Source organism: Niveibacterium sp. 24ML (genome assembly GCF_026586805.1).
GTDB lineage: Bacteria > Pseudomonadota > Gammaproteobacteria > Burkholderiales > Rhodocyclaceae > Niveibacterium.
In genome coordinates, this window is sequence record NZ_JAPFHA010000004.1 from 44,733 (window position 1) to 64,760 (window position 20,028).

21 protein-coding genes are annotated in these 20,028 nt (G+C 65.8%); 9 read left to right on the forward strand and 12 right to left on the reverse strand.

The window, feature by feature from the left end; all coding sequences use genetic code 11:
• Positions 1–66: 66 nt before the first annotated feature.
• Positions 67–804, reverse strand: a complete 738-nt coding sequence (locus OPU71_RS04590; RefSeq protein ID WP_267725455.1) for a hypothetical protein — start codon at positions 802–804, stop codon at positions 67–69.
• A gap of 1 nt (position 805) precedes the next feature.
• On the reverse strand, positions 806–1,684 hold the full coding sequence (locus tag OPU71_RS04595; protein ID WP_267725458.1) for an AEC family transporter: 879 nt from the start codon (positions 1,682–1,684) through the stop codon (positions 806–808).
• A gap of 172 nt (positions 1,685–1,856) precedes the next feature.
• On the opposite strand from OPU71_RS04595, the gene OPU71_RS04600 reads away from it, so the two are divergent.
• Together OPU71_RS04600 and OPU71_RS04605 are read left to right on the forward strand one after the other, a co-directional pair.
• A complete protein-coding gene (locus OPU71_RS04600; RefSeq protein WP_267725460.1) occupies positions 1,857–2,747 on the forward strand; it encodes a PhzF family phenazine biosynthesis protein in 891 nt (296 codons plus the stop codon).
• A gap of 20 nt (positions 2,748–2,767) precedes the next feature.
• Positions 2,768–3,115, forward strand: coding sequence for a RidA family protein (locus OPU71_RS04605; RefSeq protein WP_267725462.1), 348 nt, complete (start codon positions 2,768–2,770; stop codon positions 3,113–3,115).
• Positions 3,116–3,131: 16 nt separating this feature from the next.
• Here the strand turns inward: OPU71_RS04605 and OPU71_RS04610 are convergent, their stop codons facing one another.
• The 3 genes from OPU71_RS04610 to OPU71_RS04620 form a co-directional block, all read right to left on the reverse strand.
• Positions 3,132–3,872, reverse strand: a complete 741-nt coding sequence (locus OPU71_RS04610) for a substrate-binding periplasmic protein (RefSeq protein WP_267725463.1) — start codon at positions 3,870–3,872, stop codon at positions 3,132–3,134.
• A gap of 105 nt (positions 3,873–3,977) precedes the next feature.
• Positions 3,978–4,493 carry a GNAT family N-acetyltransferase gene (locus tag OPU71_RS04615; RefSeq protein ID WP_267725465.1) on the reverse strand — a complete coding sequence of 172 codons (516 nt, stop codon included), beginning with the start codon at positions 4,491–4,493 and terminating at the stop codon, positions 3,978–3,980.
• The gene (locus tag OPU71_RS04620; RefSeq protein WP_267725467.1) at positions 4,493–4,948 is read right to left on the reverse strand and encodes a copper chaperone PCu(A)C; all 456 of its coding nucleotides are present in this window, start codon (positions 4,946–4,948) and stop codon (positions 4,493–4,495) included. The genes OPU71_RS04615 and OPU71_RS04620 overlap by 1 nt, the downstream gene beginning before the upstream one ends.
• An 84-nt stretch (positions 4,949–5,032) precedes the next feature.
• Here OPU71_RS04620 and OPU71_RS04625 point away from each other — a divergent pair, with 84 nt between their 5' ends.
• From OPU71_RS04625 to OPU71_RS04640, 4 genes are all read left to right on the forward strand, one after another.
• Positions 5,033–5,422, forward strand: coding sequence for an RNA-binding S4 domain-containing protein (locus OPU71_RS04625; protein WP_267725469.1), 390 nt, complete (start codon positions 5,033–5,035; stop codon positions 5,420–5,422).
• A gap of 68 nt (positions 5,423–5,490) precedes the next feature.
• Positions 5,491–6,216 carry a two-component system response regulator OmpR gene (gene ompR / locus OPU71_RS04630; protein ID WP_267725473.1) on the forward strand — a complete coding sequence of 242 codons (726 nt, stop codon included), beginning with the start codon at positions 5,491–5,493 and terminating at the stop codon, positions 6,214–6,216.
• Complete coding sequence (locus tag OPU71_RS04635) at positions 6,213–7,643, forward strand: ATP-binding protein (protein ID WP_267725476.1); 1,431 nt, start codon at positions 6,213–6,215, stop codon at positions 7,641–7,643. Before ompR ends, OPU71_RS04635 begins: the two co-directional genes overlap by 4 nt.
• 511 nt (positions 7,644–8,154) lie before the next feature.
• On the forward strand, positions 8,155–8,859 hold the full coding sequence (locus OPU71_RS04640) for a J domain-containing protein (RefSeq protein WP_267725479.1): 705 nt from the start codon (positions 8,155–8,157) through the stop codon (positions 8,857–8,859).
• 24 nt (positions 8,860–8,883) lie between these two features.
• Here OPU71_RS04640 and OPU71_RS04645 read toward each other — a convergent pair whose 3' ends face one another.
• From OPU71_RS04645 to OPU71_RS04665, 5 genes are all read right to left on the reverse strand, one after another.
• Positions 8,884–9,357 (reverse strand): hypothetical protein, encoded by a 474-nt coding sequence (locus OPU71_RS04645; RefSeq protein WP_267725481.1) that lies wholly within the window; start codon positions 9,355–9,357, stop codon positions 8,884–8,886.
• An 860-nt stretch (positions 9,358–10,217) separates the two neighbouring features.
• The gene (locus tag OPU71_RS04650) at positions 10,218–11,462 is read right to left on the reverse strand and encodes a PQQ-dependent sugar dehydrogenase (RefSeq protein WP_267725483.1); all 1,245 of its coding nucleotides are present in this window, start codon (positions 11,460–11,462) and stop codon (positions 10,218–10,220) included.
• Positions 11,463–11,550: 88 nt separating this feature from the next.
• Positions 11,551–12,300, reverse strand: a complete 750-nt coding sequence (locus OPU71_RS04655) for a LytR/AlgR family response regulator transcription factor (protein ID WP_267725485.1) — start codon at positions 12,298–12,300, stop codon at positions 11,551–11,553.
• A 100-nt stretch (positions 12,301–12,400) separates the two neighbouring features.
• A complete protein-coding gene (locus OPU71_RS04660) occupies positions 12,401–14,239 on the reverse strand; it encodes a sensor histidine kinase (protein WP_267725488.1) in 1,839 nt (612 codons plus the stop codon).
• A gap of 13 nt (positions 14,240–14,252) precedes the next feature.
• Positions 14,253–14,408 carry a hypothetical protein gene (locus OPU71_RS04665; RefSeq protein ID WP_267725490.1) on the reverse strand — a complete coding sequence of 52 codons (156 nt, stop codon included), beginning with the start codon at positions 14,406–14,408 and terminating at the stop codon, positions 14,253–14,255.
• 187 nt (positions 14,409–14,595) lie between these two features.
• Here OPU71_RS04665 and OPU71_RS04670 point away from each other — a divergent pair, with 187 nt between their 5' ends.
• Positions 14,596–16,434 (forward strand): glycoside hydrolase family 31 protein, encoded by a 1,839-nt coding sequence (locus OPU71_RS04670; protein WP_267725492.1) that lies wholly within the window; start codon positions 14,596–14,598, stop codon positions 16,432–16,434.
• A 29-nt stretch (positions 16,435–16,463) separates the two neighbouring features.
• On the opposite strand, the gene OPU71_RS04675 is transcribed toward OPU71_RS04670, so the two are convergent.
• Positions 16,464–17,729 (reverse strand): nitronate monooxygenase, encoded by a 1,266-nt coding sequence (locus OPU71_RS04675; protein ID WP_267725495.1) that lies wholly within the window; start codon positions 17,727–17,729, stop codon positions 16,464–16,466.
• A 478-nt stretch (positions 17,730–18,207) separates the two neighbouring features.
• Positions 18,208–19,104 (reverse strand): LysR family transcriptional regulator, encoded by an 897-nt coding sequence (locus OPU71_RS04680; protein ID WP_267725498.1) that lies wholly within the window; start codon positions 19,102–19,104, stop codon positions 18,208–18,210.
• Between the two features lie 132 nt (positions 19,105–19,236).
• Here OPU71_RS04680 and OPU71_RS04685 point away from each other — a divergent pair, with 132 nt between their 5' ends.
• Together OPU71_RS04685 and OPU71_RS04690 are read left to right on the forward strand one after the other, a co-directional pair.
• A complete protein-coding gene (locus OPU71_RS04685; RefSeq protein WP_267725500.1) occupies positions 19,237–19,698 on the forward strand; it encodes a TerB family tellurite resistance protein in 462 nt (153 codons plus the stop codon).
• Positions 19,699–19,716: 18 nt separating this feature from the next.
• The gene (locus OPU71_RS04690) at positions 19,717–20,028 is read left to right on the forward strand and encodes a hypothetical protein (RefSeq protein ID WP_267725502.1); all 312 of its coding nucleotides are present in this window, start codon (positions 19,717–19,719) and stop codon (positions 20,026–20,028) included.

Consider the following 20,028-nt stretch of genomic DNA (forward strand, 5'->3'; position numbering starts at 1 on the left):
GGCCCGGCAAATGTGTCCGAAGCGTAGCGAGATGTCAGTGCCGGTTATCGCAGGGCGGCGCCTTGCTCAGTCGTCGAGCCCGTCCTTGAACCAGCTGCGGTGACTGAACTCGATCGAGTAGGGCGGCGTGAGCCGGAGCGCGAGCCAGTCGTCGAGCCGATCGTGATTCAGTGCCAGGATGGCGCATTGGCGCTTGCCCCGAATCGGTAGCGCCTCGTCCCCATAGCGGCTGACCAGGGTGGCCTGCGCGTCGGCGCGCTCGAAACAGATCCGCAGGGCGTTCGGATCCGCCACCAGCAGGCGGTAGTACCAGGGCACGATTTCCTTGATCAGCGCCCGCGCCTGGGTGGCCGCTTCAAGTGCATCGGCATAGGCGATCTGGGGGGCGATCGGCAGCGTGGGTTGCAGCGTGATCGCAAGGCTCACGTTACCGCGCTTCTGGTTGGTGACGAATTCGGCCTGGTCTGCAAGCGCTTCGGGTGAGCGCGGCACCGCGAACTCGCCGTCTTCGCTCAGCGGCACGGCGATCTCGACGTTTTCACCCGCCAGCCGCAGCCGCAGGTCCGCTTGCCGCGTTGCCTTGTCACGGGGCCGCAGTTGCAGCTTGACGCGCACTTTGTCGTGCGGCACGCGTTCGATCCGGTTGGCGAATTCGTAGGCATCGCGGTAGGGCATCATCGCCGGGTCGCGCACGCCTTTCACCACCACCGTCTGGGCGGCGGAGTCGGTTGGCGGGGTGTCGTCCCCAAGGCTGGCGAGTGGCGCAAACAAAAGCGCGAGCAGGCGCAACCGGATGTGCCGCATGTCAGTGCTGCAGCGTCAGCGCCAGCGCGATCGGCAGGAACACCAGCGCCAGCAGGTTGCCGATCACCACGATCGAGGCCACCTTTTCCGGTTCCTGCCCGAAGCGTTCGGCAAAGATGAAGTTGAGCACCGCCGGCGGCAGCGCGCCAAAGACAATCACCAGCGCGCGTTGCAGGGGCGGCAGATCGACCAGCATCACCACCAGCCCCGCCACCGCCAGACCGGCCAGCGGGCGCAGCAGCGCACCACCCAGCCCGATCCGCCAGGCGCCGAAGTTGGCGTCGGTGAGGCGCACGCCAAGCGAAAACAGCATCAGCGGGATTGCGATATCGCCCACCATGCGGATCGCCAGTAGCAGCGGCGGCCAGATCGCAATGCCGGCCAGGCCCACCGCAATGCCTGCCAGCGTGGCGATCACCGAGGGCACCTTCCAGATCGTCGCAAGCCGCGTCTTGTGATCGAGCAGCCAGGCGCCGTAGGAAAAATGCAGGAAGTTCGACACCATGAACATCACCACCGCAGGGGCCAGCGCCTGTTCGCCGAATGCCAGCACGGCGAGCGGCAGGCCCAGGTTGCCGCAGTTGTTGAACATGGTCGGGGGCAGCAAGGTTTTGACCGCCACGCCACTCAAGCGCGCCGCAAGCCACCCGGCAAGCCCGAATGCCACCACCATGAAGACCGATACGCCGGCCAGCGGCAGGAACTCGGCCAGGTGAAAGTCCTTTGAAACCAGCGCGGCAAACACGAGTGCCGGCACGAACACATCCAGGTTCAGCTTGTTGGCCACCGTCATGTCCGGCTTCATGCGCCGCCCGACCAGCCAGCCGAGGGCGACGATGGCGAACAGGGGGAAGAGAATCGAGACGATGCGCAGAAACATGGGCGTGCCGGCCAACAGGAGCCGGGATTCTATCTGTTGTTGCGCCGATGCCGACGCGGCGTCAGATGCATGCAACAGTCATGACGAACGCGTGCCGCGGGCGCCTTGCCGAACGCCGCGCATGCGGCGGCAGGCATAATTGCGGCCATCCCCTTGTCTGGATCTGACGACCATGGCGAACATGCGCTACTGGCTTGCCGACGTTTTCACCCACCAGCCCTTTACCGGCAACCCGCTGGCGGTATTCCCGGATGCGGCCGGGCTGGCCCCGGCCCTGATGCCGCGGATCGCGGCCGAGCTCAATCTTTCGGAAACCGTGTTCGTTCTGCCGCCGGCTGACCCGGCGCACACCGCGCGGGTGCGCATCTTTACGCCGGCAACCGAATTGCCCTTCGCGGGCCATCCGACGATCGGCACCGCGCTCATGCTCGCGCGCTTCTCGCCCACGCCGCTGGCTGACGGTGAGCATCTGATCGTGCTGGAAGAAGGCGTCGGCCCGGTGCCGGTGACCGTCACGGTAGAAGGCGGGCAGCCGGTGTGTGCCGAGTTCGCCACGGCCCAGGCGCCCAGCTACGCGCCGGCGCCCGACGTTGATTCGGTGGCCGCCATGCTGGGCCTGGTGGACGATGTGTTGCCGCACCTGAGCGTGGCGTCGTGCGGTGTGCCTTACCTGTGCGTGCCGCTGCACAGCCGCGAGGCGCTGGCGCGGGCCACGCCGAACACCGCGGCCATGAAAACCGGTCTTGCCGGCCTTGCGCACGCAATCTATGCCTACACCGTTGATCGTGACGATCCGGCACTGCTGCATGCACGCATGTTTGCCCCTGGGCTCGGCGTGCTGGAGGACCCGGCCACTGGCTCGGCGGCGGCGGCGCTGGGTGCGCTGCTGGCCCAGTTCGACTTGCACCGTGACGTCGCACTGTCGTGGGAGATCTCGCAGGGCGAAGACATGGGCCGCCCCAGCCGCATCCGCGTCAGCGCCGAGGTGCGCGACAAGCAGGTGGTGTCGGTGCGCGTGGGCGGCCAGGCTGTTTTCATGGGCGAAGGCCTGCTTGCTGTTTGAATTCAAAGGAAAGCTCAGACATGGATATCCAGCGCATCGGCGTCACGCCGCGCTATGCCGACGCCGTGATTCACGGTGGCGTGGTCCACGCAGTGGAAGTGCCGCCAGCCGAAGAAGGCGACATCCGCACCCAGACGACCGGCCTGCTCGAAACGCTTGCCGCGACGCTTGAAAACGCCGGCAGCAGCAAGGCGCGCCTGCTCACTGCCACGATCTACCTGACCGACATGGCGGACTACGATGGCTTCAATGCCGTGTGGGATGCCTGGTTGCCACCCGGCTGCGCGCCATCGCGCGCGTGTGTCAGGGTGGCGGGGCTGGCGCGGCCCGGTTGGCGGGTTGAAGTGGTGGTCAGCGCGGCGGTCTGAGCCGCGCCGCGGGCGGCTAGAGGGCGCCCGGCGGCAGCGCGCGGTTGAACTGGTCGATCATTGACTGCGGCACGTTCAGACTGCACCAGATGTGCCGCAGCTCGCCTTCCGGCGTATCGGGGTAACGGATGTAGGCGAACTGCTCGGGCTTGAGGCCGCGATGCCGGATCAATGCGCTGGCCTCCTCCGGCGCAATGATCATCGCGTCGGTCATGGATTCGGCCAGCATGCGCAGCATTTGCTCGTTCTCCTCATGGACGCGGTCGGTGGGCCCCTCACGCGCATCGAGCAGGGTGTCGTAGCCCGGGCCGTAGGAGTAGGTCTGCTTGACCAGCAGGCGGAACCCGCCTTCGGTCATTGCGGAGGCAAGGCTCGCAAAGTGCTTGAACTGCGCCTCGTCGGCGTGCCGCACGAGCAGGATCTGCGCGCTGTCGCGGTAGACCGGCGCCGAGAAGCGCCCGAAGTGCTCCCGCCCCGGCTTCTTGAACATGCTGATCATGCAGTCCTTGCCGTTATTGGCCTTGACCATCGCCATCGCGCGCGAGAAGGGGGTTTGCGCCCAGGTGTAGGGAATCTTTGCCTTGCGCAGCGCCCGAGCAACCGGTTCGGCCATGATCCCCTTCATCACCCCGTTTTCAACATAGGCGTAAGGCACCCGCGTGTTGTAGTGAATGGTCAGGGTGTCGGGTGCCGCGCCCGCCGGCAGGCCAATCGCAAGCCAGCCCAAGGCGAATAGCTGAATTCGCAAGGTGATCATGCAGCCACCCCACGCGGGAACGGATCGTCGCATCCGACCAGTGTACGTCTGAGACAAGTGCGCTCGCCAGTGTTTTGTCGGCGATCGCGGGTGTTCATCGACGGGCTAGGGCTGCGGGTTCCAGACCACGCGCAGGCAGGGGTAATCGCGCCCGTCCGGCATCGGGTGGATTTCCGTGCTGGCCTCGCGGCCGCCCAGGCGTGCGTAGAAGCCTCGCGCCGCTTCGTTCGCCGCGAGCACCCACAGGTGATGTCGCTGCCCGCTGCCGATACGCGCTTGCACGGCCGTCATCAGCATGCGGCCGAGGCCGCTGCCGCGCAGCGCGGCTTGCACATGCAGGTTGTCGATCAAAGGGCCCCATTCCGGGTCCGCATCCGGCCGAATGCAGGCAAAGCCGAGCAAGCCGGCCGGCGATTCGAGCAGCAGCACTTCAAGCGGCGCATCGGCGCCGTCGGCCAGCCGCGCCTGCCACAGAGCCTCGCGTTCGGCCTGTACCGCATGGTCGAGGTAGGCCTCTTGCAGCACGCCGCGATAGGCGTTGCGCCAGCTCTGCGCATGCAGCAGGGCTATCGCCGCCGCGTCGTCGGCGGTGGCGATGCGCAATGTGGGAATGCCGGGCATCAGTGCTGCATGTGCTCGTGGCCGCTGGCATCGCCAAGTGGGCGCACAGCGGCTTCCACTTCGATCTTCTCGCGCTTGCCGTCCTGCTCGATCTCCAGCGTCAGCGGCACGATATCGCCCGCTTTCACCTGCTGCCTCAGATCCATCAGCATCACGTGATAGCCGCCCGGCTTGAGTTCAACCGTCTTGCCGGCGGGCAGCGCGAGTTTCTGCACCGGGCTCATCTTCATGTTGTCGGCAAGCAGCTTCATCTCATGCACCTCCACCTTGCCGGCCACCGGCGAGGCGGCGCCGACCAGGCTCGCCCTGCTTGCAGCGGTGAGTTTCATGAACGCGCCGGTGGCCTTCTGCGAAGGCGTGGTGCCGCGCACCCAGGCGCCTTCAACCTTCACATCGGCGGCGCTGACGACGGTGCTACCCAGGGCAAGCAAGGCGGCAAGGATGATCGAACGCATATCGGCTCCTGAATGCAGCTGCAAAAAGGAAACGATTCTAGCGGCGCGCTATGCTTTCACCGAAACCGGCACAGGAATTGAGCAATGGATCAGGACCCCGGCGCGAAAACGCGCATCGACAAATGGCTGTGGGCCGCCCGCTTCTACAAGACCCGCAGCCTTGCCACCGACGCGGTGGAAGGCGGCAAGGTGCGCATCAACGGCCTGCCGATCAAGCCGTCGAAAGACGTGCGCAACGGTGATCGTGTGGCCTTCAGCAACGGGCCGGTCAGCCGCGAGGTGATCGTGCGCGGCATTGCCGACAAGCGCGGCTCGGCGCCGGTGGCGCAGCAGCTCTACGAGGAAACCGCCGAGAGCATTGCCGCCCGCGAACAGGCTGCCGACGCCCGCCGCCTGAAGGTGGAGCCCGCCGCCGAACGCCACGGCCGCCCGACCAAGCGCGACCGGCGCGACTACGAGCGCTGGCGTGAGTAAAGCGCGCGGTCGCATTCTGTAAGAATCGTGAGCCCGCAGCGCCGCGTGCGCGCGCTAGAGTGACAGGCATGGAACGCCAAGCACTGATCTGGGTGATCGACGACGATCCCGACCTGCGCGCACTGCTCGCCGAGTACCTCGACCGCGAGGGCTTCGACACGCGCGTCTTCCCCGATGCCGCCGATCCGCTGCGGCGCCTGCCGCGCGAGCGGCCCGACCTGCTGGTACTCGATCTGATGATGCCCGGCGAAGACGGGCTCGCCGTGTGCCGGCGCATCCGCAGTACCGGCGACGATGTCCCGATCATCATGCTGACCGCGCGCAACGACCCGATCGACCGCGTTGTCGGGATCGAGATGGGCGCCGACGACTACCTCGGCAAGCCCTTCCTGCCGCGTGAGCTCTCCGCCCGCATCCGCGCCGTGCTCAAGCGGCGCCAGGCGCCGCGCGCCGGCGCCCCCCTGCCCGAGGAGGAATCGGTCAGCTTCGGCGAATGCCGCCTCGATCTGGCCACCCGCAGCCTGTGGCGCAAGGGTGAGCGGATCGAGATGACCACCGGCGAATTCGCCTTGCTTGCCGCGCTCGCCCGCCACCCGCATCAACCCCTCACACGTGAGCGCCTGATCGAGATCGCACGCGGGCCGGAGTCTGAAACTTTCGAGCGCAGCATGGACGTGCAGATCTCGCGCGTGCGCCGCCTCGTCGAGCCCGATCCGTCGCGGCCGCGCCATATCCAGACGGTGTGGGGCGTCGGCTACGTCTTCGTCCCCGACCCGGCTGACGCCTCGGCATGAACACGCTGCGCCGCTGGTCGCAGTCGCTCAACCTGCGGCTGGCGCTGATCCTCTTCCTGGTGCTCGGCGGTAGCTACGCCCTCATGGTCTGGCTGCTGCAGACCCGCGTTGCCGATGTGCGCGCCACCCAGGGGGCCAGCATCATCGCCAGTCGCGTCAAAGAGGCCGAGGCCCTGCTCGCGCGCCAGCCCGACATCGCGCTCGATACCCTCCAGGGCCTGCGCATCATCGAGGCCGAGGCGCCGCCTCGGTTCGAACGCGGCAGTGGTCGTGGCCGGCGCGGAGCGGTGCCGGGCGGTGAAACGCCCCCGCCCGACGGCGGCGGCTTAGGCCCTCGCGGCGGCCCACCGGCTGACGGCGCGATGGACATGCCCCGCTGGCACCAGCGCACGATGCACCTCGCGCAGTTCGACCAGGCCCTGGCCGAGGCGCTTGGCCGCCCCGCCGTGATGCGCCCCGGCGCGCTGCGGGGCGAAGGGCCCGGGCTCTGGGTGCGGCTCGCGGGTGAGCCGCCACGCTGGCTGTGGATCCCGTCTTCCGCCTTGCCGCCGCCGCCACCGCTGCGGCGTTTCGACCCGGCCATCGTCATTCCGGTGCTTGGCTTCGTGCTCGCATTTGCGGCGGCCTTGTTCCTCGTGGTGCAGGTGAACCGGCCGCTGCGCAAGCTTGGCGATGCCTTGGGGGCCGTCGGCTCATCCGCCGCGCCACAACCACTGCCGCTCAACGGTGCAAGCGAGATCCGCGTGCTCGCCGGCCGCTTCAATGACATGCTTGGGCGCCTCGCACAGATGGAATCCGACCGCAGCACCATGCTCGCCGGCATCGCGCACGATCTGCGCACCCCGCTGACCCGGCTCCAGTTGCAGATCGAACTGGCCGCCGGCGCGCACGGCATCGACGACAAACGCAAGGCCGCCATGCTGCGCGAACTCGACCAGCTCGGCGAAATCATCGACCACTTCCGGCTTTTTGCCGGCGGCGCCGCAAGCGAGCCACTCGAAACCCGCGAGCTCGCGCTGCTGCTCGAAGAAATGGCCGAGCCCTGGCGCGCCCAGGGCCTTGAACTCGCGCTGCAGAGCGGCCTGCGCGCGGCCGTCAAACCCGCCGCGCTGCGCCGTGCGCTCGCCAACCTGCTCGACAACGCCTTCGCCTACGGCGCCGCACCGGTGACGCTGCAACTACGCAGCGAGGCCGGTTGCGCGATGATCGAAATCCGCGATCACGGCCCCGGCATCGCCCCCGAGCGCATCGCCGAAGCGCTGCGGCCCTTCACCCGCCTCGATGCCGCGCGGGGCGGCGCCGGCCACAGCGGCCTTGGGCTCGCGATTGTCGAACGCCTGATCGGCGAAATGGGGGGGCGGCTGGTGCTGGAGAATGCTGCGGGGGGCGGGCTGCTTGCACGCCTGGTGCTGAATCTGGCGGACTGATTCGCTTGCGTGCGGCGTTCTGATTTCTGCAAAGCCCAGCTTTCGGTTTGTGGCTCGCGGTCTGTGCTGCTGCCTTGCGGCGGCCTTCCCGTTCAAGCCGGGTCCCGCCCCGGCGGGCGGGGTACTTTCTTTGTGCGAACAAAGAAAGTACCCAAAGAAAGTCGCCCCGCTTCAACGCCGCGCGCTTCGCACGCGGTCCCGTGCGCTGCTCGAAGCATCGGGTGGCTGCGGAACTCGGCCCTGCGGGCCTCAAACAGTCCTCGCCACCGCCGCTACGCGTCGGAACCCGAAGCTTCTGCGCTGCTCGGCGTTTCAGAGGGGGAGGGAAGAGCGTCGACGCTCAACCGCGGTGGTTCTCCAGTTGCCCGGATGCAGGCCGCAGGCTGGAATCCGGGATGTGAAGTTGCGCCCTTAGACTCGGCAGCCGTGGATTCCGCTTCGCTGTATCCAGCTACAAACTGCTATACATCGCGGTAGCATGTTTAGCCCTACTCTGAAACCGACAACCGCAATGACCAGTTTAGTTGACCACTATTCCGTCTTGGCCGTACTGCCAAGCGCTGACTTTGTCGTGATTCGGGCCGCGTACAAAGCTCTGGCCCAGCGATACCATCCTGATCGATATGTAACAAGCGACGAGTCCGCCAAGGCTCACATTCGCATGCTGGCTATCAATGAAGCCTACCGTGTGTTGAGTGATCCAGCGCTTAGGTCCGCATACGACAATGAGTTTGCCGCCCAGGGCGGCAGTAGATTTTACAGTGCCGATGATCGCGAACTAGGATTGGACGAGTCAGCGAAGCGTGATTGGGAAACGGCACTTAAATTCTATCCGGAACTTGGAGTTGTTGATTCAAGACTTCGCGATCTATCGTGCTCTCTGAGTGCGTCATTTCGTACGTACCTGCTTGAGTCCAAACGGTTTCAGCAGTTCTCTGAGATTGCGAATAGTTTTGAGCGGGAATTTGCCGAGACCTATTTCGGACGAAATGCTGAAATTGTTAGTTTGGCGTTTGACGCGATCTTCTCGGGTCGTCGAGACGTTGCAATGGCTTTGAATCGCGCCGTATCGGTGCTGGGTGCGGAATGCGACGCTGAACGTGTGTTGAGGGTGGTTCGGGAAGACTTTCCTGACTACTTCTTTCGGACGAGATCTTCACCTGGTAGTCTCTCAGAAACCGCAATCTCGGCACTAAAGGCGGGAGGTCTTATCTAGCACTAGAGGTCCCGCCCCTTCAATTCATCTGCCGTTCTTCGTAGCGTCGGTCCACTCACTTTGAATCCGATCTAGCTTTATCGCGATTGATGCTGCTGTATCGCTCACGCCGAGCGAATGAAAACTGTCGTTCTCCTTGGATGAGTATTTCTCAAAGACTCTTTTGAGCTGATCGATCGCCAGGAGCGCCTCGGACGCTAGGTTATACAAATCATGATTGGCCGAGAGGGCTGCCTTTTTCAAAGTTAGCTCCTCGAACAAATGGGATATCTTGACTGAGATCTCCAACTGATGTTGTGGTGAGCGTGGTGCTTTGCGATTGAAATATTCCTCGATGAGTCTTGCGGTCATTCCGCTTTGTTCTATAGTGCCCCTGACTATCCTTGCGGTCTCGCCAAATTGCCTTTTTCGATTATAGTGATTCCAGATGGGCTCGGTCAGGGCTTTGATGGTGCTGAATAGAGCCGCCAGGGCAGTGCTAAGGTTTATCGGGTCCATTTTTACTCCAGGGATAAGAAACGCCGCGCCACGTGGCGTGGTTGTTGGAGTGTCGGTCTGATTGCCATGAGAATCGATAGGGGATTTTGTGCGCGCTATCCGAACTAAGTCGAAGGTCTGTTTAGACTAGAAATGACAAGTCCAGAGGCGACAGATAAAACGAATGCTGGATTGATTGGCAGTCTGTCCGAATGTCGAAAATGGAATTGCTGCCAACTTGAAATAAATTCTGGATCTTGGCTGTTCAAACCCGAAACCATAACGCCGAGAATTTAGCCTCGCAACATCTTCCCCGCTTTTGACCTTCGAGAGAGTCGCCGTGTGGCCCGAGCGTGGGTTCAGGACTGAACTATGCCCAGCGGGCGGCAGACGATCATCGTCACCGTCGCACTGCGCGCGACGCAATCCGACGCTTCTGAGCTGATCTGCGTTTGAGAGGGGTAATCAACGGCGTCGGCGGTTGACCGTTATTTCGAATTGCGCAGTGCGCGAAAACACCGATGGTTTTGACCTTGGGTCCCGTCGAGAGCGCCGAGCAGCACAGCGGGGTCGGGGGATCGGCGCGCAGCGCCGACGGCGAGGACTGTCTGAGCGGCGGGCGTAGCCCGGCGCGAGTTCCGCAGCCGCCCGACTTCGCGAGCAGCGCAGGGGAGTCAGGTGCGCAGCGCCTGACCGCGAAGGCCGGGCGGCACTCTTTGCTTACTTTCTGGTGCTGTTGCCAGAAAGTAAGACGCCCGCCGGGGCGGGACCCGGCTTGAGTGGCACGGCCGCTCCGAACAGACAACGTTCGCCGTAAGGCACACGCACTCGCCGGGGCTCCGGGCGAGGTCGGCCGGCTGCGCAACCCGCAGTGACCGAACTTATCGCTCGATCCGTATCAACTGCCCACCATCGGTGAGCAGGTAGAGCCAACCATCCGGCCCTTGTTTGACGCAGCGGATGCGTTGGCCGAGCGATTCGAAGAGCTTTTCGCGCTTGGCTTCGACGTTGCCGTTCAGTTCGACCCGCCACAGCGCGGTGCCGGCGAGGGCGCCGAAGAACACGCTGCTTTGCCATTCCGGGAATTTGCTGCCGGTGTAGAAGGTGAGGCCGGCGGGGGCGATGGAGGTGGGGACCCAGTAGCTCACCGGCTCGGTGTAGTCGGGCGCGTGGGTGCCGCCGCCGATGCGGCATTCGTTGCCGACCGGGTCGCCGTACTTGCAGCCGTAGCTGCGGATCGGCCAGCCGTAGTTGTTGCCGGCGCGCGCGATGTTGATTTTGTCGCCGCCCTGCGGGCCGTGTTCGTTCTGCCATAGCTCGCCGGTGCCCGGGTGAATCGCGATGCCCTGCGGATTGCGGTGGCCGTAGCTCCAGATTTCGGGCAAGGCGCCGGCGGTGGCGAAGGCCGGGTTGCCGGCCGGGATGCTGCCATCGCGGTTGATGCGGATGATCTTGCCGAGGCTGGTCTTCAGGTCTTGCGCGGGGCTTTCCTTCTGGCGTTCGCCCAGGCTGACGAAGAGGGTTTTGTCGGCGCGGAAGGCGAGGCGCGATCCGAAGTGGCCGGCGCCGCTGACCTTGGGCGTCTGGCGGTAGATCACGCTGATTTCCTGCAGCGTATCGCCGACCAGCTTGCCGCGCGCAACCGCAGTGCCGGCAAGCCCGGCTTCGCTGCCGCTGCCCGGTTCGGCGTAGGTCCAGTAGACCCAGGGCGTGGTGGCGAAATCGGGGTCGAGCGCCACATCGAGCAGGCCGCCCTGGCCGCTTGCCGCTACCGTCGGCAGGTTGTTCAGTGTGGCGAGCGTGCTGCTGCCGTCGGCGCTGAGGATCACCATGGTGCCGGCCTTCTGGGTGATCAGCATGCGGCCGTCCGGCAGGAAGGCGAGGCCCCAGGGTGAGGCGAGCGTGGTGTTCAGGGTCTTGGCGACCGGATCGGCCGCGACCGGCGGTGTCGGGGTGGGCGGCAAGGGTTCCGGCGCGGGGGCGACCGGGGCGGGAGCGGGCGCCGGATCGCTGCCTCCACCGCCGCAGCAGGCGACCATGACGGCGGCGCTGCTGACCAGCAGCGCCAGCCCGAGTCGTGAAAGCGGGCGGGTGGGCGATGGGGATGCAAGCGGCTTCGGGATCATGGCACGGGCCTCCGCAGAGTCGGGCCGCATTGGCGGCCGGGGGCACGATCATGCGGCGGCGCGCACGGCACCGCAATACGCGCTTGTCCTACATCTGCTTGAACAGGTGGCCGAAGCTGCGGCTGACTTCGAGCTTCTCGGGGTTGCCGCGCACCGAAACCATCAGGTGGCCACGCTCGTCGCGCGTTACCGCGGCGATCGCATCCACTTTCACCAGCGTTGCGCGGTGGATTTGCCAGAACTCGTCGGGGTCCAACTCGGCGACCAGTTCGCGGATCGGTTTGCGGATCAGTGCCTCGAACTCGCTGGTCTGCACGCGGGTGTATTTCTCGTCGGCGGTGAAGAAGAGGATCTCGCGCGTGGCGATCATGCGGATCGCGTTGCCGACGCTCGCCTGAATCCACTTCAGGTAGCTCTTCTGCGCGCCGCCCATGTTGCCGGCGAGCTTCATCAGCATCTGGTTCAGATCGGGCGGCGGTTCCACCAGTCGCGCTTTCAGGCGTTCGACGGTGCGCGCCAGGCGATCGGCCTCGACCGGCTTCATCAGGTAGTCGACCGCGCCGCGCTCGAAGGCTTCCACCGCGTACTGGTCGTAGGCGGTAACAAAGACCACGTGCGCGTGCTGGCACACCTCGCGCGCCGCTTCCAGCCCGGTACGGCCGGGCATGCGGATATCGAGGAAGGCGATATCCGGTTTCAGGGCTTCGGCCATCTGCACCGCCTCGTCGCCGTTCTTGGCCTCACCGATGATCTGCAGTTCGGGCCAGGCCTCGGCCAGTGCAAGGCGGATCTGGTCGCGCATCAGGCGCTCGTCGTCGGCAATCAGGGCGGTGGGCATGGTCTGTGTGGGGTGGGGAGTGGGGAGTAGGGAGTAGGGAGTAGGGCGTGGTGGGACTTTACTCCCAACTCCCCACTCGCTACTCCCGCGCCCGCAATTGTCAGCAAGCCTTGTTCTGCTGCCCCTCGTCGTCGCGGTAGGGCAGTTCGATCATCGCGATGGTGCCGCCGCCGGGTTTGGGCGAGAGCGTCAGGCTGGCGGCTGTGCCGTAGAGCAGGCGCAGGCGTTCGCGGATGTTGGCGAGGCCCACGCCGTCCTTCGCATCGGCGGTGAAACCGACGCCGGTGTCGCTCACCTTCACCCGCAGCTTGCCGCGCGCCACGTCGGCTTCTACGTCGATGCGGCCGCCTTCGGGCTTGGGTTCGAGGCCGTGCTTGATGCAGTTTTCGATCATCGTCTGCAGCATCATCGACGGGAACTCGGCGCAGCTGAGCCCTTCCGGGGTGTTGAACGAGAAGGCGAGCCGCTCTTCCATGCGCACCTGCATGATCTCCAGATAGGCCTGCGACATCTTCACCTGCCGCCCCAGCGTGCTGCGCTGGGCGTCGTCGCGCATTTGCGGGATCGCGGCGCGCAGGTACTGGATCAGCGTTTTCTGCACCTGCGAGGCGCGCTGCGGATCGGTGCGGATCAACTGATCGACCGAGGCAAGCGTGTTGAAGAGGAAGTGCGGTTCGATCTGTGCCTGCATCGCGTGCAGCTTGGCGTCGGCGGCTTCGCGTTCGAGCCGGGCGATGTCGGCGGCGACGCGGGCCGAGCCGGCGTCGAGCTCGGCGCGGCGCTTGCCGCCGGCCAGCAGCTTCATGATCGCGAGGCTGACGACGACCAGGAAGGCGAGCGGCGCGAAGTTGAAGTTGCGCTGTTGTTCCTGCGCCCGCTCGGTTTCACGCTCGATCTCTTCGCGGATCTGCGCTTCGATCTCCATGGCCTTTTCCGGCGACATGCCGGGCAGGCCCTTGAGTGCCTCGGGCAGCTTGATGTCGAGGTCGGTGTTGTCCGTGCCGTCGCTGACGCGGATGCCGTCGAGACCGATCTTTACATGCTGCGTGACCTTGCCGTCCTTGTCGCGCTCGATCACTTCGATGCCGCGCGGCTCGACGATGACTTCCGGCTGGTGCTGTCGCTTCGATGGGGTGGCGGATGGGTCGGCCGCAGCATCGCCCGGCTCGGGCGGGATCGGTGCTTCGAGCGGGGCGGCGTCGCCGGCCGGCAACTCGGGCTCGGCGGGTGCCGCCGGGCGGGCGGGGGATTCGGTGCGCGGCTTGCGGCCAGCTTCGGCGGCGCGCTCTGATTTGACGATCTTCACAACCGGATGCGCTTCCGGCGCGATCATGTGATTGGCAAGGCCTGCCGCGAGCAGTATCAGCAGCCCGAGCAGCAGCAGGCGCGGCCAGGTCAGGCGTTGCAGCCAGCTGCGGCCCTCCAGGCTGGCATCGGTGCTGGCGAGCGGCGCCGTGGCGGGGATCGCGACGTTGGCGCTCGCAGCGGCTTCGGCCTTGCGCGGCGTGGCGCCGCGCGCAATCTTGATGGCGATCATCACGCACACGGCAGCGACGACGAGCGCCATCACATCGCCGTTTTCCGAGAGCGCGTCCGATCCGATGCCGGCGGCGATCAGCGCGAAGAAGCTCACACCCGCCAGGCGCCGCCAGCCGACGATGGCGAGCCAGTCCGACAGATGCTGCCAGCGCACGCGGAACTCGGCGCGCAGGCTGTCGTGGCCGACCTCCCACAGCTTCCAGCCGACCAGGGAAATGAAGACCGACAGCGCGCTCGCGCCGGAAATCCAGCCCGGCATGCCGAGCATGACGCCGAGCACGCGATGCACGACCAGCACGCCAAAACTGATCAGCAGCAGGCTGGCCCAATCGGTGCGGATGACCCAGGCGGTGAGCCGGGCCTTGGTATCGGAAGCGGGAGTGTTGGAGTTTTGAGTCATTTGAATTCCAGATTCAGCAGGCCTTGTGGGCCACGGTGGGTGCCACCGAGACCGAGACGATACCCGAGCGCATGCCGGGGAAGGGCGGGAGCGTGGCGCCGCTGGCCAATCCGACCAGCAGCAGGACCGCCGCGAAAGTGAGCAGGGCAACGAGGGTTGAGCCGTTCATGGGGAGCCTCTTGGTTTGGAACGACCGGGGGTGGTGGCCGTTGAGGCGGACTCTAGGGGGGTAAGGGGCGGGCTGCAGCCGGCCTGCGATGAACTGCAGCCCGGCAGGGTTGAGCTGCAGCATCGTGCGGCAGGCGGTATGCGGCGGCGGGCTCGATGCGGCGGGCGGCAGGGGCTAGACTGCCTGCATGAGCCACGACAATCCGCCCCCGCTGCATGCCATCGCGGCGGGTGCGGCCTGCCAGATCCTGCGCTACGGCAGTGTTTTGCTGCGGCTCGGCGGCGAGGGTTCGCGCGCCGCCGTGACGTTCGATGCCGAAGGCGGCTTCGCGCTGCCGACCGCGCATCGCCCGATCGCCGCCACGCGCTGCGCCGAAGGCTGGCAATTGCACATGCCGGCCGGCGCCGGCTGCTGGATCGACTTGCCGCCCGCTGCGCGCTGGTACGGCCAGGGCAGCTTCGTGCGGCAGGCCTTTCCGCTCGACTGCCTGAGCCTTGATCCAGCGCCCTTGATGAGCTGGGACAACGGCCCTGCCGGGCATGGCTGCATCCAGGAAGCGCTGTGGCTGGGGTCGAACGGCATCGCGCTGGTCACAGAGCGGCTGAGCGAAACGCTCAGCGCCGGCATCAACCCCAGCGGCCGTAGCAGCGCTGGTGCGTGGGTCTCCGTGTTCGAGGCCAAGGGCGCGCAACCGCCGCTGGCGGCCGAGCCCCAGGCACGCCGGCTGGTGCTGCGCGCCAGCCGGGACACCAGCCTGCGGCTGATCTGCGCAGCCGATCTGCCAGCAGCCTACCGCGCCGCGCTGAGCGTGATCGGCCACCCCGTGGCGATACCGCCGGAGCCGCTGCTCGCCGCGCCGATCTGGACCACCTGGGCCAAGTACAAGGCCGATATCGACGCCTCGCGGGTGCTCGAATTCGCCCGCGCGGTCCGCGCCCACGGTTACCCCGGCGCCACGCTGGAAATTGATGACCGCTGGCAGTCGGCCTACGGCGCGACCGATTTCGACCCGCAGCGCTTCCCCGACCCCGCCGCGCTGGTTGCGACGCTGCGCGAGCTGGGCTTTGCGACGACGCTGTGGATAACGCCTTTCCTTGCCGATGGCGCGGCGAACACCGCCGAGGCGCAGGCACTGGGCCATCTCGTGCGCCACCCCGACGGCACGCCCTACCGCGTGCGCTGGTGGCAGGGCGAAGCCGCCCTGCTTGATCTGACAAACCCCGCGGCGCGCGACTGGTGGGCCGACAAACTCCGTTCCCTGCAGCATGCTACCGGCATCGCCGGCTACAAGTTCGACGCCGGCGAGGCCAACTTCCTGCCGGCCGACGCGGTCACCCACACGCCAATCGAGCGCAGCGAATACAGCCGGCTGTGGGCGGAGTTCGCCGCCGAGCACTTCCCCTATGGCGAGGCGCGCTGCGGCTGGCGCGGCCAGCGCAACGCCATCCTCTACCGGCAGTGGGACAAGTTCAGCACCTGGGGCGAGGACAACGGGCTCGCGTCAGTTGTTACGCAGGCGCTGGCGTTGGGCCTGGTCGGCTACCCCTTCGTGCTGCCCGACATGGTGGGCGGCAACGCCTACGGCAACACCGTGTCGCCCGAGCTGATGATCCGCTGGACGCAGGCCTGCGCGCCGATGCTGGCGATCCAGTTCTCGATCCCGCCCTGGGAACTGGGCGCCGAGGTGGATGCGATCTGCCGGCGTTACACCGAGCTGCATGTGGCGCTGGCGCCGCGCCGCATCGCCGCAGCGCGGCAGGCCACGGTGGACGGCACGCCGCCAATCCGCCCGATGATCTGGGCGGCACCGGAGCGCGCTGAAGCCGCCGGCATCGCCGACCAGTACCTGCTGGGGGAGGATCTGCTGGTGGCCCCGGTGCTCGCCGAAGGGCTGCGCGCGCGCGACATCTGGCTGCCGCCGGGCCAGTGGCGCGACTACTGGGGTGGCGCGGTGTATCCGGGCGGCTGGCTTACCGCCTGGCCGGCGGCGCTGGATGTGCTGCCGCTGTTCGTGCGGGTCGGCTGAGCAGAGCGCCCGGCCGACCGCGCCGTCAATCAGGTCGTCAGTTCCTTTGGCATCGGCGGCAGCGCGACCTTGTTGTCCACGCTGTAGAGGTAGTCCTTGAACACATGTTCGGCGCTCAGGCGCTGGTAGCTGCCGTCGGGCAGCTTGTTGGTGGTGTCCTTGAGCCGGTAGGTCAGCTGGCCGCAGGTCCACAGCTCGAAGTTGCGCATCTGCGTGCACAGGCAGGTCTTGTCGAAGACCTTGACCTTGCGCGCCTCGGGGTTGGCCGCCACTTCGCGGTTGTAGGCCGCGATGTACGAGCACTTGCCGTTGGCGTCGAGCAGATAGCCGTAGGCCTCGCAGTTGGGGCGGATGCCGTCGCCGATGGCCGGGCTGCTCTTGAGCATGCGCATCGGGTAGCCGGTGGGCGAGATCGTGTTGACCTCGATGTCTTCCTCGCTCGCCTTGAAGTATTCCTGCTGCACTTTGGCCGGCAGACCGCATTCTTCGGTGACGGTAAAGCGGGTGGCCACCTGCACGGCGGCCGCGCCGGCTTCGAGGAAGTTCACCGCGTCGGTGCCGGTGAAAATGCCGCCGGCCGGGATCACCGGGATCTCGATCTGTTCGTTTTTGAGGTACTGCAGGATCTCGGCGACGATGGTGGCCAGGTCGTACTCGGCCCAGTCCATGCCGAAGCCAAGGTGGCCACCGGCGAGCGGGCCTTCGACGACGATGTAGTCCGGCAGGCGATTGGTGCGCGCGCTCTTTTTCAGGAACAGCTGCAGCGCGCGGACCGACGAGACGATGATGCCCAGCTTCACATCGCGGAAGCGCGGGTGATCTTCGATCAGCGCGAAGGAGCCCAGGTGCAGGCCAGCGGCCAGCGTAATGCCGTCGATCCCGGCATCCATGGCGCCAACCATGCGCGTGCGAAGGGTTTCCTTCGGCGCGTTCATGGTCAGTTTTTCCATGCAGTTGATGAACACCATGCCACTGCCGCGCTTGCGGTTCATGGTGCCTTCAACATGCAGGCGGGTGGCTTCGGCGAGCTTGCCGAGGTGGAACTTGACGGCCGTCTTGTCTTCGTTGGCGACGTTGAATTTGTAGAGCGAAAGCTTGTCGCGCACGAACTTGGTGTCGTAGCGGCGATCGGACACGGTTTCGATCATCGCATCCGAAATATGGCCGACGCCGCCCAGGCGGGCCGCTTCCAGCGCCAGATCGGCGGTCGAGATGTCGACGCCCATGCCGCCGGTCATGATCGGCACCAGCTCGCTATTACCCAGTTTCAGGCGGAAGTCATCGACGCGTTTCATTGCCATCCTTGATTGTTGCGGTGTGAATCTCGTCGAAGCGTGCGCCCGTAAGCCGGGTTGAAGCAGAGCAGAGATCGACCAAAGGGCGCTAGTTTAATGGCTTTGTGAAAACGGCTTCGGCAGTGACTTCGCGAAACGCGTTTAAGCACCGAAAACGGCGCCGGTTTTGCCAGATGCCGGGGCGGGTGAGTCGAGCGTTTGAATGCGGGGGCGCTGAACCATGAAGCCATCAGCCTCTTTGGCCGGAAAAGGCCGCAGAAGTGCCCCGGTGTGCAGGAAAAATCTTCGCCGGGGTGGCATGCGGCGTGGCCGCTGCGATTGTCGAGCGTGATTGTTACAAACACAGCCACGGCGCACCGGGCGGGTATGCCTTAAGGAAGGCCTGAATAAGTGGCTGCGACGGCGCATCGCCGCGTTGCGGCGTGCGCGCTCCCGCGCCTTGCGCTGCATCCCTCTCGCTCACTTATTCAGACCTTCCTTAGCCGAGCCCGGTGTGCAGCAGGGCATCAAGAAACGCCTGGGCCGGCAGTGAAAGCAGCTTGCTGCGCAGGTGCACCACCGTCCACGGCCGCTTGAGCTCGAAGTCGGTGACATCGAGCACCGCGATGCCGTGGCTTTCGGGCTGCTCCCCCAGGGCATGACGCGAGAGGATCGCCAGCCCCATGCCGCTGGCGACCAGTTCGCGAATCGCTTCATTGCTGGCGAGCGAGAGCCGCACCTTCAAGCTCAGCCCGGTTTCGCGCAGATGCTGGTCGACCGCCATGCGCGAGCCCGAGCCTGCTTCGCGCAGCAGGAAGGATTCGCTCGCCAACTCGTTCAGGCGCACCCGATGCCCCACGGCCCAGTGTGTGGGCGCCGCGATGACCACGTAGCGGTTGTCGAGGAAGGGGTAGGAGACGATCTCCAGATCCGCCGGCGGGTGCGACATCACATACAGATCGTCCTGATTGTTGCGCATGCGCTCGACGATCTTGTCGCGACTGGCGATCTCCAGTTCGATGTCGATGTCCGGATAGCGCTTGCAGAAGGCGCCCAGCATGCGCGGCAGGAAGTACTTGGCGGTGCTCACCAGCGCCACCCGCAGCTTGCCGCGGCGCAAGCCCTTGAGGTCGTCGATCGCCGATTCGAATCGGTTCCACACATCGTCCAGGCTGCGCACGGTGTTCAGCAATTCTTCGCCGGCGGCGGTGAGCTGAACCTCGCGGCTGTTCTGCTCGAAAAGCGGCAGGCCGATCGTGTCGGCGATCTGCCGCACCTGGATCGATACCGCCGGCTGCGTCAGATGCAGCGCGTCGGCCGCGCGGGTGAAGCTCTGCAGGCGCGCAACGGCGGTAAAGGTTTCAAGCTGGCGAAAGGTGATCCGGCGACGTGGCATGAATTAGCTTTCGTTAATGCGAGTGATCGTGGAGTTTAATTGGAGTTAATGGCGCCGTTTGGGCAATCTGTGGCCGTACCCGCAGCGCAAGGGCGCCGCGGCAAACGAAGACCCCTGAAACGGAGAGAGACCATGCGCCATTACCCCTCAGACAGCCCCGAAGCCAAGGCGCGCGTCGTCGCGCTGGCATTGCTCGCCGACGGTGCGATTGATCTGAACGAGATCGCCGCGCTTGAACGCCACGAAGTCGTGGCACGCCTGGGGCTTGCCCACCCCGAATTCGATCGCGTCGTGCGCGAGTTCTGCGAAGACATGCTCGTGTCTGCCAACCGCCTGCCGTCGGGGCAGGTCGAACTGGACGAAGCCACCATCGATGCCTTGCTGGACGATATCCGCGACCCGCTGACCCGCAAGCGCATGTTGCGCGCGGTGCTCGACATCGTGAACGCGGACGGGCGCCTGGCCGATGGTGAGGCGGTGCTGGTAAGCCATGCGATGCAGCGATGGGATCTTGACCTGTACGACGTGGCCAACGGTGCCCGGCTGCGCCGCATGGAAGGTGCGCCGCTGGTAATGCCCGGCGCGGCGTACTGAGCCGGATGAGGCGCCGTAATGATCGCGCCGGATCGACCGCCGGGGGTGTCAGCGCCGGGTATCGCGCGCTCCCCCTGGCTGCGCGATCTGGCGGTGCGGCGCGACCGCATTCCGCTGGGCGAGCGGACCGACCAGCCCGAGATTGAAGAGTCCTTCCGCGTCAGCTTCAGTGATGCGGTGCGCAGCGCTGCCGGATCACCGGTGCGTGATGGCGCCCTGCCGCGCGAGGGCATCGTGCCCCGCGAGGGCCCGATGCTGCGCGATGCCGCTTTGCCGCGTGAGGCGGCCGACCCCCGCCTGCAGCGCTATCGCGACATCGAAAACATGTAG

Coding starts and splice junctions, on each gene's coding strand:
- OPU71_RS04590 (WP_267725455.1), bottom strand. CDS start 804: ATGCGGCACATCCGGTTGCGCCTGCTCGCGCTTTTGTTTGCGCCACTC.
- OPU71_RS04595 (WP_267725458.1), bottom strand. CDS start 1,684: ATGTTTCTGCGCATCGTCTCGATTCTCTTCCCCCTGTTCGCCATCGTC.
- OPU71_RS04600 (WP_267725460.1), top strand. CDS start 1,857: ATGGCGAACATGCGCTACTGGCTTGCCGACGTTTTCACCCACCAGCCC.
- OPU71_RS04605 (WP_267725462.1), top strand. CDS start 2,768: ATGGATATCCAGCGCATCGGCGTCACGCCGCGCTATGCCGACGCCGTG.
- OPU71_RS04610 (WP_267725463.1), bottom strand. CDS start 3,872: ATGATCACCTTGCGAATTCAGCTATTCGCCTTGGGCTGGCTTGCGATT.
- OPU71_RS04615 (WP_267725465.1), bottom strand. CDS start 4,493: ATGCCCGGCATTCCCACATTGCGCATCGCCACCGCCGACGACGCGGCG.
- OPU71_RS04620 (WP_267725467.1), bottom strand. CDS start 4,948: ATGCGTTCGATCATCCTTGCCGCCTTGCTTGCCCTGGGTAGCACCGTC.
- OPU71_RS04625 (WP_267725469.1), top strand. CDS start 5,033: ATGGATCAGGACCCCGGCGCGAAAACGCGCATCGACAAATGGCTGTGG.
- ompR (WP_267725473.1), top strand. CDS start 5,491: ATGGAACGCCAAGCACTGATCTGGGTGATCGACGACGATCCCGACCTG.
- OPU71_RS04635 (WP_267725476.1), top strand. CDS start 6,213: ATGAACACGCTGCGCCGCTGGTCGCAGTCGCTCAACCTGCGGCTGGCG.
- OPU71_RS04640 (WP_267725479.1), top strand. CDS start 8,155: ATGACCAGTTTAGTTGACCACTATTCCGTCTTGGCCGTACTGCCAAGC.
- OPU71_RS04645 (WP_267725481.1), bottom strand. CDS start 9,357: ATGGACCCGATAAACCTTAGCACTGCCCTGGCGGCTCTATTCAGCACC.
- OPU71_RS04650 (WP_267725483.1), bottom strand. CDS start 11,462: ATGATCCCGAAGCCGCTTGCATCCCCATCGCCCACCCGCCCGCTTTCA.
- OPU71_RS04655 (WP_267725485.1), bottom strand. CDS start 12,300: ATGCCCACCGCCCTGATTGCCGACGACGAGCGCCTGATGCGCGACCAG.
- OPU71_RS04660 (WP_267725488.1), bottom strand. CDS start 14,239: ATGACTCAAAACTCCAACACTCCCGCTTCCGATACCAAGGCCCGGCTC.
- OPU71_RS04665 (WP_267725490.1), bottom strand. CDS start 14,408: ATGAACGGCTCAACCCTCGTTGCCCTGCTCACTTTCGCGGCGGTCCTG.
- OPU71_RS04670 (WP_267725492.1), top strand. CDS start 14,596: ATGAGCCACGACAATCCGCCCCCGCTGCATGCCATCGCGGCGGGTGCG.
- OPU71_RS04675 (WP_267725495.1), bottom strand. CDS start 17,729: ATGAAACGCGTCGATGACTTCCGCCTGAAACTGGGTAATAGCGAGCTG.
- OPU71_RS04680 (WP_267725498.1), bottom strand. CDS start 19,104: ATGCCACGTCGCCGGATCACCTTTCGCCAGCTTGAAACCTTTACCGCC.
- OPU71_RS04685 (WP_267725500.1), top strand. CDS start 19,237: ATGCGCCATTACCCCTCAGACAGCCCCGAAGCCAAGGCGCGCGTCGTC.
- OPU71_RS04690 (WP_267725502.1), top strand. CDS start 19,717: ATGATCGCGCCGGATCGACCGCCGGGGGTGTCAGCGCCGGGTATCGCG.